The sequence below is a fragment of the Brevibacterium sp. FME17 genome (genome assembly GCF_014897515.1).
Classification (GTDB): Bacteria; Actinomycetota; Actinomycetes; order Actinomycetales; family Brevibacteriaceae; genus Brevibacterium.
The window spans coordinates 21,803-34,773 of the sequence record NZ_JABUYD010000013.1; the positions used below are offsets into that span (position 1 = coordinate 21,803).

Below are 12,971 nucleotides of genomic sequence, written 5' to 3' on the forward strand. Positions count from 1 at the left end.
TGACCACCAGGTGGCGAGTTGCCGAAATGGAAACCGTGCATTAGTGTTTCCAGCATGGAAACGGACGGACAGATGACGCCTAATCAAGACGAAGCGCGCAGGATGCTGGACGCCGCAGGGAACGCCGAAGACAGGACGCGGAACCCGACCCTCCCATGGGCGTTCTTCATTGCGCAGGCGGTGCTGCTCGCTGGCATCTGCGCTGCGCAACTCCTCCCAGCCAGCCCATCGAGGCTAGTGACGATCTTCGGTCTGATTGCTGTCGTAGCAATCGGCATGCGTAACGTGTTCGCTAGGCCTGGATACGGAGTTGTGTGGCCCGATGGGAAGGGAATCTTCCCGTACATGGTGGCGCTGTTCGTCCTCGTGGGCATCCCGGCGGTATTCGCAGTCGGGTTCGGCTTGTCATGGCTCTGGCTTGGTGCTGGATTCTTCGCCGGAGCGGCGACTCTCGAAATGGGGCGTCGGTACCGGAGCGTAGTCGGTCGTGCCTGAACTGGGATTCGACCCGCTCATCCATGCGCCCCATCGGCTGCGCATCTGCGCGATCGCCCATGCCGCGACACACGTGGAATTCGGCGAACTGCAGGGGCGATTAGGGCTGTCCAAGTCCGCGCTCAGCAAGCACATCTCCCTGCTAATCGAACGCGGCTATCTACAGGACGAACACGTGACCAGAGGTGGAAGGGCGCGCCTCCGACTTTCGCTCACCGAGCATGGCCGCCAAGCTTATCGTGGGCACACGGCGGCGCTACGCGAGATCATCGAGAGTGCAGGATGATCAGTTTAGGATGCGAAGCCTAAAGGAGTGCGCTAGCGCATGTCGAGGTTGTAGCACTCGAAGGCTGGCGCTACCGCGGATGACTCGACCTTGCCATCGTGGCAGCTGGTCCGGTGAAGCCTCAGACCGAGGGCGCTTGACCTTGCCCCTGGGGGAAGGCGTCAAGTGGTTGCAGGTGGTCACAACGCCACCGCCAATACGGAAAGAGGACGTGATCTGAAATGGCACTCAACATCGCAGCCGAAGAGCGGCAGACTGTTCACTACATCGGCATTCCCCTCAGCGCCCGATTCTCGGAGTTCGGCGCGCCCGGCGGGCCCAACGAGGCGATCCCGCGGATCTATCAGTGGCTGGGCGAGCACCAGGTTGCGCCGCTTGGCGGGCCTCTCTATGTCTACCGTCACTTCGGAAACAGTGATGACACGGTTGACCTCACCGTCGCGGTGCCGATCGCCGGACCGGTCAAGCCGACAGACGGTCTCGTTCTCGGTGCCCTCCCGGCAGGTACCTACGTCGTCGGCCGTCATGTCGGCGCGCCCGACGCCATCCCGGCGGCACACAGAGAGATTAAGACATGGGCCGAGGCCCACGGGCATCGCCTCGACGTCCTCGAAGACGACAACGGTGGACTATGGACCGGCCACGCCGAGCACTTTCTCACCGATCCCACGGAAGAAGCCGACCCCTCCAAGTGGGTCACCGATCTGCTGTTCAAGACCGTCTGAGCGCGCAGAGCTTTCGATAGACTGGACTCCTGAGGAGGGGCATGGCCGATCTGATGACGATTGGAGAGTTCGCGGCGGCCACATGGCTGTCGCCGAAGGCGCTCCGGCTCTACGACCGGAACGGCCTACTCTCGCCCGATGCGGTCGATCCGTTCAACGGCTATCGGAAGTACAGCCACTCTCAGATCGAAGTCGCCCGTCTCGTCACCATGCTCCGGCGCATCGACATGCCTCTTGACCAGATCAGGGAGCTGCTGAGACTGCCTGAAGCCGAAAGATCAGCCTTCGTAACGCGTTATCGGGAAGCCGAAGCGGAACGGCACGCGCGTCGCCAATCCCTGGCTCGCTTCATCGAGCACGCGGTCGCAGAGGGCTCGTTGGACGGAGACGGCCAGCCTGGATCCTCCCGGTTTGAGGTGTCGGTGCGAACCGTTCCAGACAGCGCGGTTCTGACATCGGCCCGGCACACGTCCGCCCGCGAGCTGCCTGACGTCATTCGCTCCAGTGCAGCGAAACTCCTGCAGCTCGCGGACGGACGCGGCGGTGCAAGCGGTGGGCTCGTCGTGATCTACCACGGCCAAGTCGGTTGGGAGTCCGACGGGCCCATCGAGGTCTGCGTGCCGCTCCGCGACGCGGAGCGTGCCCATCGAGTGGAACGCGAGCATTTGCAGCTGTTCACGCGCGTCGTTTCCGAGGATGTGCAGTTCCCCAGGATTCTCGCGGCGTTCGAAGCGGTCCAGAGGCGTGCTCGTCAACTCGGTTTCGCCCATGCGGGACCGCCACGAGAAATCTACACACCAGATAACCAAGACTCGGTGCCGCGATGTGAGGTCGCATTGCCGGTCACCACAAATGAAGGATGGTTGAGAGTATGAAAATCATTCTTCCCACTGACTGCGGAAATGCGCCGAGAATCGTCAGAGTCGGAGAGTTCGTCACTAACTGGGCGAGGCGCGACGCTGAGTCTATGACAGCATCGTTGACCGATGATGCGACCTGGACAGTCGCCGGGCGACAGACCGCCAATGACATTATCCCGGCCGACTTCGCGGGCCCGGGCGGCACGCCCGACTACCTCGAAGTCAATACGATCATCACGCACGGCCGACTCGCTTCCTGTAATGGCTTCGTAGATTCTGAGTCAGTCCGAATGCACTTTAGTCACGTATTCAAGTTCGCGAGCACGTCGAAGGCTGCCAAGATCAGGGAGGCTCGAACGTACCTCAACGAGTGCCCCTAGCGCATATCTGGGTTGTTACTCTGGTTTCAGAGCTGCCGCGGGCGCGAGCGCCGTTGCCACCGGATGGGGAGTGTAACGCGCGAGTGCTGTTCACGCTGGCTCGTCGCACCAGTCTCGATATAGTTGGTGCATATGGTTGACATGCATCGAGAGTTTCCAAAGCTTGTGATATACGACCTTGATGGTGTCATCACACTAAAGGACACGTTCACCGCACTCGTTATTCGGCGACTTGTGCGCTCACCGCTGCGCCTGCTTCGAGCACTGCCCAAAGCAGTGACAATGGTCTGCGGTCGTAAAGAAGAGGCGTCTCGGAAGATTGCCGAAATCGCCCTCGCCGGAATGACCGACGCCAGCTACTGCGCCCTCGCCGATCAGCTTGGTCGGGAAATCGCTGCTGACACGAGGTGGATACGCCCCTGCGCCGTGCAACTCATCCGACGCCAGCACGCCTCCGGGTCGCGGATCGTTGTCGCCACAGCCACCGAGCGGCGACTCGCTGAGTCGCTACTCGCAGCTGCCGAGGTTCCTTACGACTTGCTCTGTGCGTCGTTGCTCGACTCGACTCCTTCGGGTCTTACCGTTAGTGACCATCGTGTAGGTGCGCGAAAAAAGGAGGCCCTGCTCGAACTCAACGTGCCGATCCCAAGTGCCGAGTTCGTCACTGACTCCATGACGGACCTACCCACCGCAAAAGCCGCATCCAGCGTTGTGCTCATCGGGGCTTCAAAACGCACCCAACGCAGATTCCGTGAGACGAATGTGGCACTCATCGATCCGAGCTGATCGGAGCGCTACCTCCTAGCGCATGTCGATGACACCAGTCCCGACCTCGATTCGAGAGGTCTTGGCGGCAATCGCAGCCAGCAGGGGCATCGGCGAAGCCGCCTGCTCAGCGAAGTGGTGGACCCGGAAGTAGGCGCCGTTGACACCGATCTCGTCTGCTCCGACACCGATGTCGACTGCTTGCTGCAACGCCTCTTTCGCTCCGTACTCCCCTGGAGCACTTCCCGACCCATAATGACCGAAACTCAAGAACCCGAATGCTTTCATACCTCGATAACTGGCATTCTCGTTCACCTATTCCCCGTGATTGAGGGATGGGTCGACCGGGCACGACAAAGGCCCCGTCCAAATGGACGGGGCCTAGGCTGCTCCTCCGGCTGGGCTCGAACCAGCGACCCTTCGATTAACAGTCGAATGCTCTGCCAACTGAGCTACGGAGGAATGCCGCAGTTACCTGCGTACGTAATGTCAGCTTAGCAAAGACCCGAGGCTCACGACAAAGCGAGCAACAGTGCTTTAGCTCACAACTCGGGTTTACCCCACCAGCGAACACCGTGCAATCCGTACAGTCAGGACAAACCCAGTCAACAACCACCTCGGCGAGGTGGCTGCACTGTAAAATCAAAGGGATTCCTCACCCCATCCATGCAGCGGAAGAAGTGCACGTGACCATAGTGGCAATCGCCCTCGCCGTCCTTGCGGCAGTGGCACTGGCCTATGGAGCTCTGTACCAACATGACGCGGTCGCAGGTCAGGACAACTCCCACAACGGACTGAGTTGGGTTCACTTCAAGGAGCTGCTGAGCAACAGGAAATGGCTGATCGGACTGATCGTCACCGGCCTGGGCACCGTGGGCAACATCGTCGCTCTGGCCCTCGCCCCGGTTATGGTCGTCCAGCCAGTCGGCGCCTTCTCCCTCATCGTCTCCGTCCTACTGGGTGTGCGGCACCGGGGACTGAAGGTCAACCGACGACTCGTGCAGGCAGTCGTCTGGTGCACGGTGGCAGTGACGATCTTCGTCGCCCTCTCCGCCACCACGGCACGCACTGAGGTGCATCTGGGCACTGACGCGTTGCCGCTTGTGGTGATCACTGCGGTCATCCTCGCTCTGGGTCTGGCCATCATGCTGTTCTTCCGTGGCGCACCCCAGCTGGTGCTCATCACGGCCGCGGGCCTGCTCTTCGCTTGTGTGGCCACGAATACCCACCTGGTCAGCGTTCAGCTGCTCCGGGCAGGTCTTGACCAGGTCACATGGCTCAACGTCGTCGGTCTCATCGCTGCAACTGCGGTCGGATCCTGGTTCGTCCAGAACGCCTACGCTGCCGGCCCTCCAGAGATGGTCATCGCCGGCCTGACCGTCGTTGATCCGATCGGCGCGGTGATCCTCGGATCGGTCGTCCTCGGTGAGGCAGCATCTGCACCTGTCTGGCTCGTCGTCGTGATCGCAGCCACCGGATTGGTCGCCTGTCTGGGCGTCGTTGTATTGTCGCGGTATCACCCCGATGTCAAAGATCGAGAACACGAGCGTCGAGTTGCCCGTCGCACAGACCAGTTGCCCGACACCGAGGAGAGTTGAATCCTGTCCGCGCATAGCCACACCCCAGCCCGTCGCATTCTCATTCCGACGGAAACCTACGCACCCGAGGTCAATGGCGCCGCCAAGTTCGCAGAGCGTCTGGCCGCTGGGCTCGCCGCCCGCGGCAATGATGTTCACGTCGCCTGCCCCTCTGCAACCGGGAAGGCGTCGGTGAGCACTGAGAACGGTGTCACGGTCCACCGGCTGACCTCTCATCGGTGGCCGCTGCACCCGACCTGGACCATCTGCATGCCGTGGGAGACGAAACCTGAGCTGTCTCGCCTCCTCGATTCTCTGCAGCCCGACGTAGTACATACTCAGGCTCACTTCGTCATCGGTCGCTACGCCTTCTCAGAAGCCAGCAAACGCCGGATCCCGGTCGTGGCCACGAACCACTTCATGCCCGATAACGTACGCCCTTATGTGCGCGCGCCGAAACCCCTCCTCGACGGGGGCACCTCCATTGCCTGGTGGGATCTGCGCCGTAAGTTCCAGTCCGCAGACTTCATCACGGTTCCGACGCAGCTCGCTGCGGACCTACTCACACAGAACGGCTTCTCCTCCCCCATTCGGGCAGTCTCCTGCGGCATCGACCTGGAACGATTCGCGCACCTACGAGACGATCAGGCCACAGCGTCTGAGACGGAGTCCGCGGGATCCCCGACAACTCCTGCGGGATCACCGACGGCGGCTGGGCCTAGCGCGACAGCGCCTGACACCGGGGAGACACCGCCACGTGTTCTCTTCGTGGGCCGACTCTCCTCAGAGAAGCACGCCGCCGACATCGTCGAAGCGGTCGCGAAGACGGATCCCGCGCTCGGCCTCGAAGCTGACATCGTCGGCGGCGGGGATCAGGAGGAGCCGCTCAAGGACCTTGCTGCAGACCTCGGAATTGCAGACCGCATCCATGTCCTCGGCAAGATCAGCGACAAAGAACTCATGGACGCTTACCAACGCTGCACGTTCTTCTGCATGCCCTCGACCGCTGAGTTGCAGTCGATCGCGACGCTCGAGGCCCTGGCCTCACGGAAACCGGTCGTCCTCGCAGACGCGGTGGCCCTGCCACATCTGGTCAGGGACGGCGTCAACGGTTTCCTGTTCCCACCACGCGATATCGAGGAGTTGGCCTCCAGGTTCACGCGGATCTGCGAGCTTCCCGACGAACAGCTTGACGCCATGTCCAGGGCCTCACTCGATGTGGTGGCCAAACATGACATCGAGTACACGCTCGATACGTTCGAATCCATCTACGGCAAGGTCATCGCTGAGGGCCTCGATACCGCTGCCTGAAGTTACTCAGGAGCTGTTGCTCAGGCGGTGAAGTCTGTCAGCCGTCTGCGCCTGCAGGTGGAACGAACACGGTCTCCTTGGAGACCAGACGATCGAAGTCCACGCCTGCCACCATGTCATCGATGCATGACCACGATCCCTCTGAGCCTGCCAGCCCGAGGGAGTCCCCCATCCAGGCGTAGACGTCCTGACGTGTCCAACCCAGGTTGCGCAGCTGCTGATAGGTGACCGCACCATCGCGTTTGGCCAAGCGCTTGCCGGCCGTGTTCACCACCAATGGGACGTGCAGCCAGGAGGGCTGCGGCAGACCCAGCAGGTGGGCCAGATGAGCTTGACGAGGCGCCGAGGTGACCAGATCGTCACCGCGCACCACCTCGTCGACACCGCTGGCCCCGTCATCGACTATGACGATGAGATTGTAGGCGAAGACTCCATCGCCGCGTTTGAGGACCAGATCATCGACCGGGGCCGTAATGTCTCCCAGCAGACGATCGTGGACTGTGATCTCAGCGTTGTCGGTCCTCAGCCGCAGTGCCGGGCTGCGCCCCTGTTCTTCAAGCCGTTGCCGATGCCGTTCACGGGCGGATTCGGGCAGATCACGACAGGTTCCGGGATACGCACCGGGCGGAGAGTGGGGTGCCGACGGAGCCTGTTGAATGTCCTTACGTGAGCAGTAGCACTCGTAGACCAGTCCCTGCCCATCGAGGCGGTTCAGCGCCTCGTTGTAGACGCCGAGGCGCTCGGATTGGACGAGTGGCGGCTCATCGGGGGTGACGCCCAGGTCGGCGAAGACCTCGAGCTGTGATTGCCCCGCACCGGTCTTAGCCCGGTCGAGGTCTTCGATGCGCCAGAGGAACTGCCTCCCGGTCTGACGCGCACGTACATAGGCCAGCAGCCCAGAGCGGATATTGCCGATGTGCAGGTCGCCGCTGGGACTGGGCGCGAATCGACCCGCACCAGTCTGCGAAGTCATGAGCCTCGCAGCCTGTGGATTCGACTCTGGGCGTGCTTCGCTCAAGCCTTCGTCACGAGATCGGCGTACTGCGGGAATCGTTGCAGATAGTCCTGGACGTAGCTGCACGTCGGGACGATGAGACCGCCCTCGTCCCGGATCTGATCGAGAACGCTGGTCACCAGTGTGCGCGCGAAGCCGCGGCGTGAGAAGCCTTCGGAGATGATTGTGTGTTGGAGTTCGACCTTCTGCTCGTCGATGACGCGATAGGCGAGGAAGCCTGCGAACTGGACGGGATCCTCAGCAGTGAAGATCTCATAGCGTTCGCGACCAGGATTCTTGACCACCGTGACGGGGGTGGAACTGAGTTCAGGCTGCATATGGGACTCCTTGTCAGCGGCATGGTCCTTGATAGGAACATTACAGGGTGGCGCCGGTATCTTCACTCTCCGACGCCACCCTGTTTCAGTCCGTTCAGGCGGTGGTCTTCGCTGACAGCCCTTCCGCCCCGACGGGAGCGGTGGTCTTGCGCTGCAGTCGCTTCTCCAGCCACCGGGCGATGCCGGCGACGATCATGTTGATGATGATGAACAGCACCGCACCGACGAGGAACGTCGGGAGCAGGTTGTTGTACTCACGGCCGATGAGGTTCACCTGGTACAGCAGGTCCTGGTAGGTGACGATGAATCCCAGGGCCGAGTCCTTGAGCAGCACGACGATCTGAGCGATGATCGTGGGCATCATCGCGCGCAGAGCCTGCGGCATCAGCACCAGACTCATCACCTGCCCCGGACGCATACCGATGGCCATGCCGGCTTCCCGTTGTCCCTTCGGAACGGCGAGGATGCCGGCACGGATGATCTCTGCCAGAACCATACCGTTGTAGAGCGTGAGGCCGATGACGACTGACCAGAATGCTCCGATGGTGTTGCCGAAGATGAGGAACATCGCAAAGATCAGCAGCAGGACTGGCACACCGCGGAAGAACTCGAGGATGATGGTCCCCGGCACCGAGATGATCTTCTTGCTTGAGAGTCGCAGCAGCGCGAACACGACGCCGACGACAAGGGCCAGCAGAGAGGCGACGACCGCGACCTTCAGCGTTGCCCCCATTCCTTGAAGCAGCACGAGCTGAATCTGGGAGAACGTGAATGGGTACCATTTCGCAGGGTCCAGCTGCCCGGCGTCTGCGAACTTCCAGATCACGAAGGCGATGAGCGCGGCCAGCACAAGCACGGAGACGAACGAGAGGATGATGTTGTTGCGACGGGCCTTGGGGCCGGGTTCGTCGAACAGGACCTGAGTCGGTGCGCTCATCGCAGGATCACCAGCTTCTTCTCGAGGTAGTCGAAGACGCGACCGAGGATCAGCGCCAGGATCAGGTAGGCAAGAGCGGTCCCGAACAGCAGTGGGACCACCAGGTCGCCTCGAACTTCGATGGCATTGCGCATGGCTGAGATGAGTTCACGGTTGTTGAACGCCGAGGCGATCGAGGTGTTCTTCAACAGCGCGATGATGACGCTGCCCAGAGGCGGGATGACGGTGCGGAATGCCTGGGGCAGAACGACCTGGTTCAGGGTCTGTCCGAACGTGAGTCCGATGGCCCGTGCTGCTTCGGCTTGGCCCACTGGAACCGTCGAGATCCCTGACTTGAGGGTCTCGGCGACGAAACAGGCCGTATAGGCCGTCAGCGCCAGCGTTGCATAGACGAAGGAATTGAAGGAGCTCGTCGCGCCGAAGCGGATGTCGAGGAACGGCAGCCCGAAGGCGCAGAAGAACATCACCAGCGTCAGCGGCGTGTTCCTGACGACGTTGATGTACGTCGAGGCTGCGGTCCGCAGGACCGGCGTCGGTGAGACCCGCATGCCGGCCAGGATCGTACCCAGTATGAGGGCGCCGATCAGGGCGACGGCGAAGAGTTTGATGGTGCCCCAGATGCCGGAGAGGAACATCTCGAGAAGTTGCAGAAAATCCATTCCAGATTCCTTAATCGATGTGAGGGCACCGTTGGGTGCCCTCACATCATGTCAATCTGAAGGCTGGTCAGTAACGGTCGATCTTGGGCATGTCGACATCATCGGTGGAACCGAGGGTGTATTCGAATGCCTTCTTCCAGTCACCGTCGTCCATGCCCTTCTGCAGGGCATCGTTGACGGCGTCACGCATGGCGTCGTCTCCCTTGGGCAGGCCGACACCGTATGGTTCTTCGGTGAACGGTTTGCCGACGACCTTGAACTCGCCTTCGTACTGCTTGGCGTAGCCACGCAGGATCGCGTCATCGGTGGTCACCGCGTCAACGGAACCCGACTGCAGGTCAGTGACACACTTCGAGTAGGTGTCATAGGCCACGAGCTCTGCCTTGGTGTACTTCTCTTCGATGTTCTGTGCCGGAGTCGACCCGTCCACGGAGCAGACCTTCTTGCCGTCGAGATCGTCGGGACCGGCGATGTCGGAGTCCTTCGCCACGAGCAGATCCTGACCGGCGATGTAGTACGGTCCGGCAAAGTCAACGACCTTCTTGCGTTCGTCATTGATCGTGTACGTGGCCACGATCATGTCGACGTTGCCCTGCTGCAGGAAGGGCTCACGGTTGGCAGAGACGGTCTCTGTGTACTTGATCTGGTCCGGGCTGAAGCCCAACTGTGCGGCCACCATCTTCGCGATCTCGATATCGAAGCCCGCAGGCTCCTTCGTGCCGGCCTTGACGTTGCCGAGTCCCGGCTGGTCGTACTTGACGCCGATCTTCAGCTTGCCGGCATCCTTGGCGGCTTTCCAGGTCTTGGAGTCTTTGAAATCGGCGCTGTCGTTGACTGTGTACTCAGGTGCCTTGGCCTGGTCACCGTCGCCCTCGGCCGGTGCATCAGGGCTTCCGCCTTGACCGCAGCCGCTGAGTGCGAGCAGTCCGATGGCAACAGATGCGATTGAGAGTCTGAGCTTCTTCATCGTTTCTCCTTGTGAGTGTGGTGCATGTGACGGGGTGGTGTGGTACAAAACTGAAAATGGTGCATTGCTGAACGCCGAACAGCTTCGTTCGGCGCGCTCAGCGAGTGAGGATCTTGGACAGGAAGTCCTTGGCGCGTGGAGTCTTCGGGTTGGTGAAGAACTCCTCAGGCTCGGCGACCTCGACGATCTCACCGTCGGCCATGAAGACGACCCGGTGCGCGGCTTTCCTGGCGAAGCCCATCTCGTGGGTCACGACCACCATGGTCATGCCTTCTTCGGCGAGTCCGACCATGACGTCGAGGACCTCGTTGATCATCTCGGGGTCCAGCGCCGAGGTGGGCTCGTCGAAGAGCATCACCTTCGGCTTCATCGCCAACGAACGGGCGATGGCGACTCGCTGCTGCTGTCCACCGGAGAGCTGTGCAGGGTATTTATCTGCTTGGTGGGCGACTCCGACGCGTTCGAGCAGAGCCATTGCCTGGTTTTCGGCTTCGGCTTTGGACAGTTTGCGGACCTTGATCGGCCCGAGGGTGACGTTCTCCAAAATCGTCTTATGGGCGAAGAGGTTGAAGGCCTGGAAGACCATGCCCACGTCGGAGCGCAGCTGTGCCAGGGCGGCACCTTCGGCAGGCAGTTGTTTGCCGTCGATCGTAATCGAGCCTGAGGTGATGGTCTCCAGGCGGTTGATCGTCCGGCACAGAGTGGATTTGCCGGAACCGGACGGGCCGATGACGACGACGACTTCGCGTTCTTTGATATTGAGGTTGATGTGCTTCAGCGCGTGAAAATCACCGTAGTGCTTCTCGACATCTGTGACGGACACCAACGGTGGTGATTCAGCTCTCATGGCTATTGATCTTAGTGAATAACGCTCGCACATGAAAAACGTGGGGTCTTGCCAGAAAAACTGCAACCGACTTGTGACCTGGGTCATTCGTCGGTTGCAGTCTTAGAACCTTCACATGGCAGCGGTGTTCTGGATGATCTTCTCGCCTTCTTCGCGGAGCTCGATCTTGCGGATCTTGCCCGATACCGTCATCGGAAATGATTCCCGGACCTCGACGTAGCGCGGAATTTTGAAGTGAGCCAACCTGCCGGAGCAGAAGTCCTTGACCTCGGTCGCGCTCAGAGCGTCGAAGCCGTCCTTGAGGATAACCCAGGCCATGAGCTCCTCACCGTATTTCTCATCCGGGATCCCGACCACCTGGACATCCTTGATCGATGGGTGGTGGTAGAGGAACTCCTCCACCTCACGGGGGTAGACGTTCTCTCCACCGCGGATGACCATGTCCTTGATCCGTCCGGAGATGTCGACGTAGCCGTCATCATCCATGATTCCAAGGTCTCCGGTGTGGATCCAACGAGACTCATCGATCGCCTCGGCGGTCTTCTCCGGATTTTCCCAATACCCGAGCATGACCGCATAGCCGCGGGTGCACAATTCGCCCTTCTGCCCGCGTGGGACGGCTTGGCCTGTGACCGGGTCGGCGATCTTGATTTCAAGATGCGGCATGACACGACCGACGGTTTGAGTGCGAGCCTCAAGGGAATCATCGACGCGGGTCATCATCGACACCGGCGAGGTCTCAGTCATTCCGTAGCAGATGGCGACCTCCTCCATATTCATGTCGTTGATGACGCGTTTCATGATTTCGACCGGGCAGGGCGAGCCAGCCATGACTCCTGTGCGCAGCGAACCGAGGTCGTAGCTTGCGAAGTCTGGATGCTCGAGTTCTCCGATGAACATCGTCGGTACGCCGTAGAGTGAGGTCGCCTTCTCCTCTGACACTGCCTTCAGTGTCGCCGCAGGATCGAAACCGGGTGCGGGCAGGATGATGGCGGCACCGTGGCTCAGAGCCGCAAGGTTTCCGATGACCATGCCGAAGCAGTGGTAGTACGGCACCGGAAGGACCACGGAGTCCTCCGCGGAGTATGACAGCAGCTCTCCGATGAAGAAGCCGTTGTTGAGGATGTTGTGGTGGCTCAGCGTCACCCCCTTGGGGAAGCCGGTTGTGCCCGAGGTGTATTGGATGTTGATCGGGTCGTCCATCGCCAGCTCGCCGATGAGCTTGTCCAGGCGTACCGAATATTTGGCCGCGTCATCATCGAGCAGGTCTCGACCGCTGCCGATCAGGTGCGCGAAGGACTCGCGTTCGCCGATGACCGCGTCCCCAAGCAGGTCGGAGGGAACGGTGTCGATGAAGACCAGCTCGAGGCCCGGAACCTTCGCCGCGACCTCGGTCGCGATCGCGTGGAAGTCCGAGTGTGGGGGCGCAGTGATCTGGGAGACGAGCATTGTCATCCCGGACTGCTTGGCGACGTATTCGAGCTCATGGCTGCGGTAGGAGGGATTGACGTTGACGAGGATCGCGCCGATCTTGGCGGTAGCGTACTGGATCAGCGCCCATTCGGCGACGTTCTGCGCCCAGATTCCGACCCTGTCACCCTTCTTCACTCCGCGTTCGAGCAGGCCGATCGCCAAGGCGTCGGTATCGCGGTCGAACTCAGCATAGGTCCAACGGCGATCGGAATAGCGATCGACAAGAGCTGGCTCCTGGGCATATGTGGTCGCTGTGGCCTTGAGGTGTGCGGGAATGGTCTGACCCAACAGCGGTGTCTCGGAAGGACCTGAGGAATAGGAAAGTTCTGCCACGTCGTTGTGCTCCTTATTGCAATT

General features: G+C 60.9%; 15 protein-coding genes and 1 tRNA gene. 7 read left to right on the forward strand and 9 right to left on the reverse strand.

Annotated elements, in window-relative coordinates; translation table 11 throughout:
- The first annotated feature begins 54 nt into the window (after window positions 1-54).
- The 5 genes from INT40_RS12660 to INT40_RS12680 all read left to right on the forward strand — a co-directional run bounded on the left by INT40_RS12660 (window position 55) and on the right by INT40_RS12680 (window position 3,532).
- Complete coding sequence (locus INT40_RS12660; protein ID WP_193072103.1) at window positions 55-495, forward strand: hypothetical protein; 441 nt, start codon at window positions 55-57, stop codon at window positions 493-495.
- Window positions 488-781 carry a transcriptional regulator gene (locus INT40_RS12665; RefSeq protein WP_193072102.1) on the forward strand — a complete coding sequence of 98 codons (294 nt, stop codon included), beginning with the start codon at window positions 488-490 and terminating at the stop codon, window positions 779-781. Before INT40_RS12660 ends, INT40_RS12665 begins: the two co-directional genes overlap by 8 nt.
- Before the next feature lie 221 nt (window positions 782-1,002).
- Entirely contained in the window at window positions 1,003-1,506 is a 504-nt protein-coding gene (locus INT40_RS12670; RefSeq protein WP_193072100.1) for a GyrI-like domain-containing protein, read from the forward strand.
- Window positions 1,507-1,547: 41 nt separating this feature from the next.
- A complete protein-coding gene (locus tag INT40_RS12675) occupies window positions 1,548-2,381 on the forward strand; it encodes a MerR family transcriptional regulator (RefSeq protein ID WP_193072098.1) in 834 nt (277 codons plus the stop codon).
- A 497-nt stretch (window positions 2,382-2,878) separates the two neighbouring features.
- Window positions 2,879-3,532 carry a haloacid dehalogenase-like hydrolase gene (locus INT40_RS12680; protein ID WP_226831266.1) on the forward strand — a complete coding sequence of 218 codons (654 nt, stop codon included), beginning with the start codon at window positions 2,879-2,881 and terminating at the stop codon, window positions 3,530-3,532.
- 15 nt (window positions 3,533-3,547) lie between these two features.
- Here INT40_RS12680 and INT40_RS12685 read toward each other — a convergent pair whose 3' ends face one another.
- Together INT40_RS12685 and INT40_RS12690 are read right to left on the reverse strand one after the other, a co-directional pair.
- Entirely contained in the window at window positions 3,548-3,799 is a 252-nt protein-coding gene (locus tag INT40_RS12685; protein ID WP_193072096.1) for an LLM class flavin-dependent oxidoreductase, read from the reverse strand.
- Between the two features lie 101 nt (window positions 3,800-3,900).
- A tRNA-Asn gene (locus INT40_RS12690) sits at window positions 3,901-3,973 on the reverse strand.
- A gap of 224 nt (window positions 3,974-4,197) precedes the next feature.
- On the opposite strand from INT40_RS12690, the gene INT40_RS12695 reads away from it, so the two are divergent.
- Together INT40_RS12695 and INT40_RS12700 are read left to right on the forward strand one after the other, a co-directional pair.
- Window positions 4,198-5,109, forward strand: coding sequence for a DMT family transporter (locus tag INT40_RS12695; RefSeq protein WP_319020916.1), 912 nt, complete (start codon window positions 4,198-4,200; stop codon window positions 5,107-5,109).
- A 3-nt stretch (window positions 5,110-5,112) separates the two neighbouring features.
- The gene (locus INT40_RS12700; RefSeq protein WP_226831292.1) at window positions 5,113-6,399 is read left to right on the forward strand and encodes a glycosyltransferase; all 1,287 of its coding nucleotides are present in this window, start codon (window positions 5,113-5,115) and stop codon (window positions 6,397-6,399) included.
- Between the two features lie 37 nt (window positions 6,400-6,436).
- Here INT40_RS12700 and gluQRS read toward each other — a convergent pair whose 3' ends face one another.
- The 7 genes from gluQRS to INT40_RS12735 all read right to left on the reverse strand — a co-directional run bounded on the left by gluQRS (window position 6,437) and on the right by INT40_RS12735 (window position 12,947).
- The gene (gluQRS, locus tag INT40_RS12705; protein WP_193096190.1) at window positions 6,437-7,372 is read right to left on the reverse strand and encodes a tRNA glutamyl-Q(34) synthetase GluQRS; all 936 of its coding nucleotides are present in this window, start codon (window positions 7,370-7,372) and stop codon (window positions 6,437-6,439) included.
- Between the two features lie 41 nt (window positions 7,373-7,413).
- The gene (locus INT40_RS12710; RefSeq protein WP_101574630.1) at window positions 7,414-7,731 is read right to left on the reverse strand and encodes a GNAT family N-acetyltransferase; all 318 of its coding nucleotides are present in this window, start codon (window positions 7,729-7,731) and stop codon (window positions 7,414-7,416) included.
- Between the two features lie 94 nt (window positions 7,732-7,825).
- Window positions 7,826-8,668, reverse strand: coding sequence for an amino acid ABC transporter permease (locus INT40_RS12715; protein WP_193072092.1), 843 nt, complete (start codon window positions 8,666-8,668; stop codon window positions 7,826-7,828).
- Window positions 8,665-9,327 carry an amino acid ABC transporter permease gene (locus INT40_RS12720; protein WP_101574628.1) on the reverse strand — a complete coding sequence of 221 codons (663 nt, stop codon included), beginning with the start codon at window positions 9,325-9,327 and terminating at the stop codon, window positions 8,665-8,667. The genes INT40_RS12715 and INT40_RS12720 overlap by 4 nt, the downstream gene beginning before the upstream one ends.
- A 67-nt stretch (window positions 9,328-9,394) precedes the next feature.
- Window positions 9,395-10,294 (reverse strand): glutamate ABC transporter substrate-binding protein, encoded by a 900-nt coding sequence (locus INT40_RS12725; protein ID WP_193072090.1) that lies wholly within the window; start codon window positions 10,292-10,294, stop codon window positions 9,395-9,397.
- 97 nt (window positions 10,295-10,391) lie between these two features.
- Window positions 10,392-11,141, reverse strand: a complete 750-nt coding sequence (locus INT40_RS12730) for an amino acid ABC transporter ATP-binding protein (protein ID WP_413463166.1) — start codon at window positions 11,139-11,141, stop codon at window positions 10,392-10,394.
- Window positions 11,142-11,252: 111 nt separating this feature from the next.
- Window positions 11,253-12,947, reverse strand: a complete 1,695-nt coding sequence (locus INT40_RS12735) for an AMP-binding protein (RefSeq protein ID WP_101574625.1) — start codon at window positions 12,945-12,947, stop codon at window positions 11,253-11,255.
- Window positions 12,948-12,971: the final 24 nt, after the last annotated feature.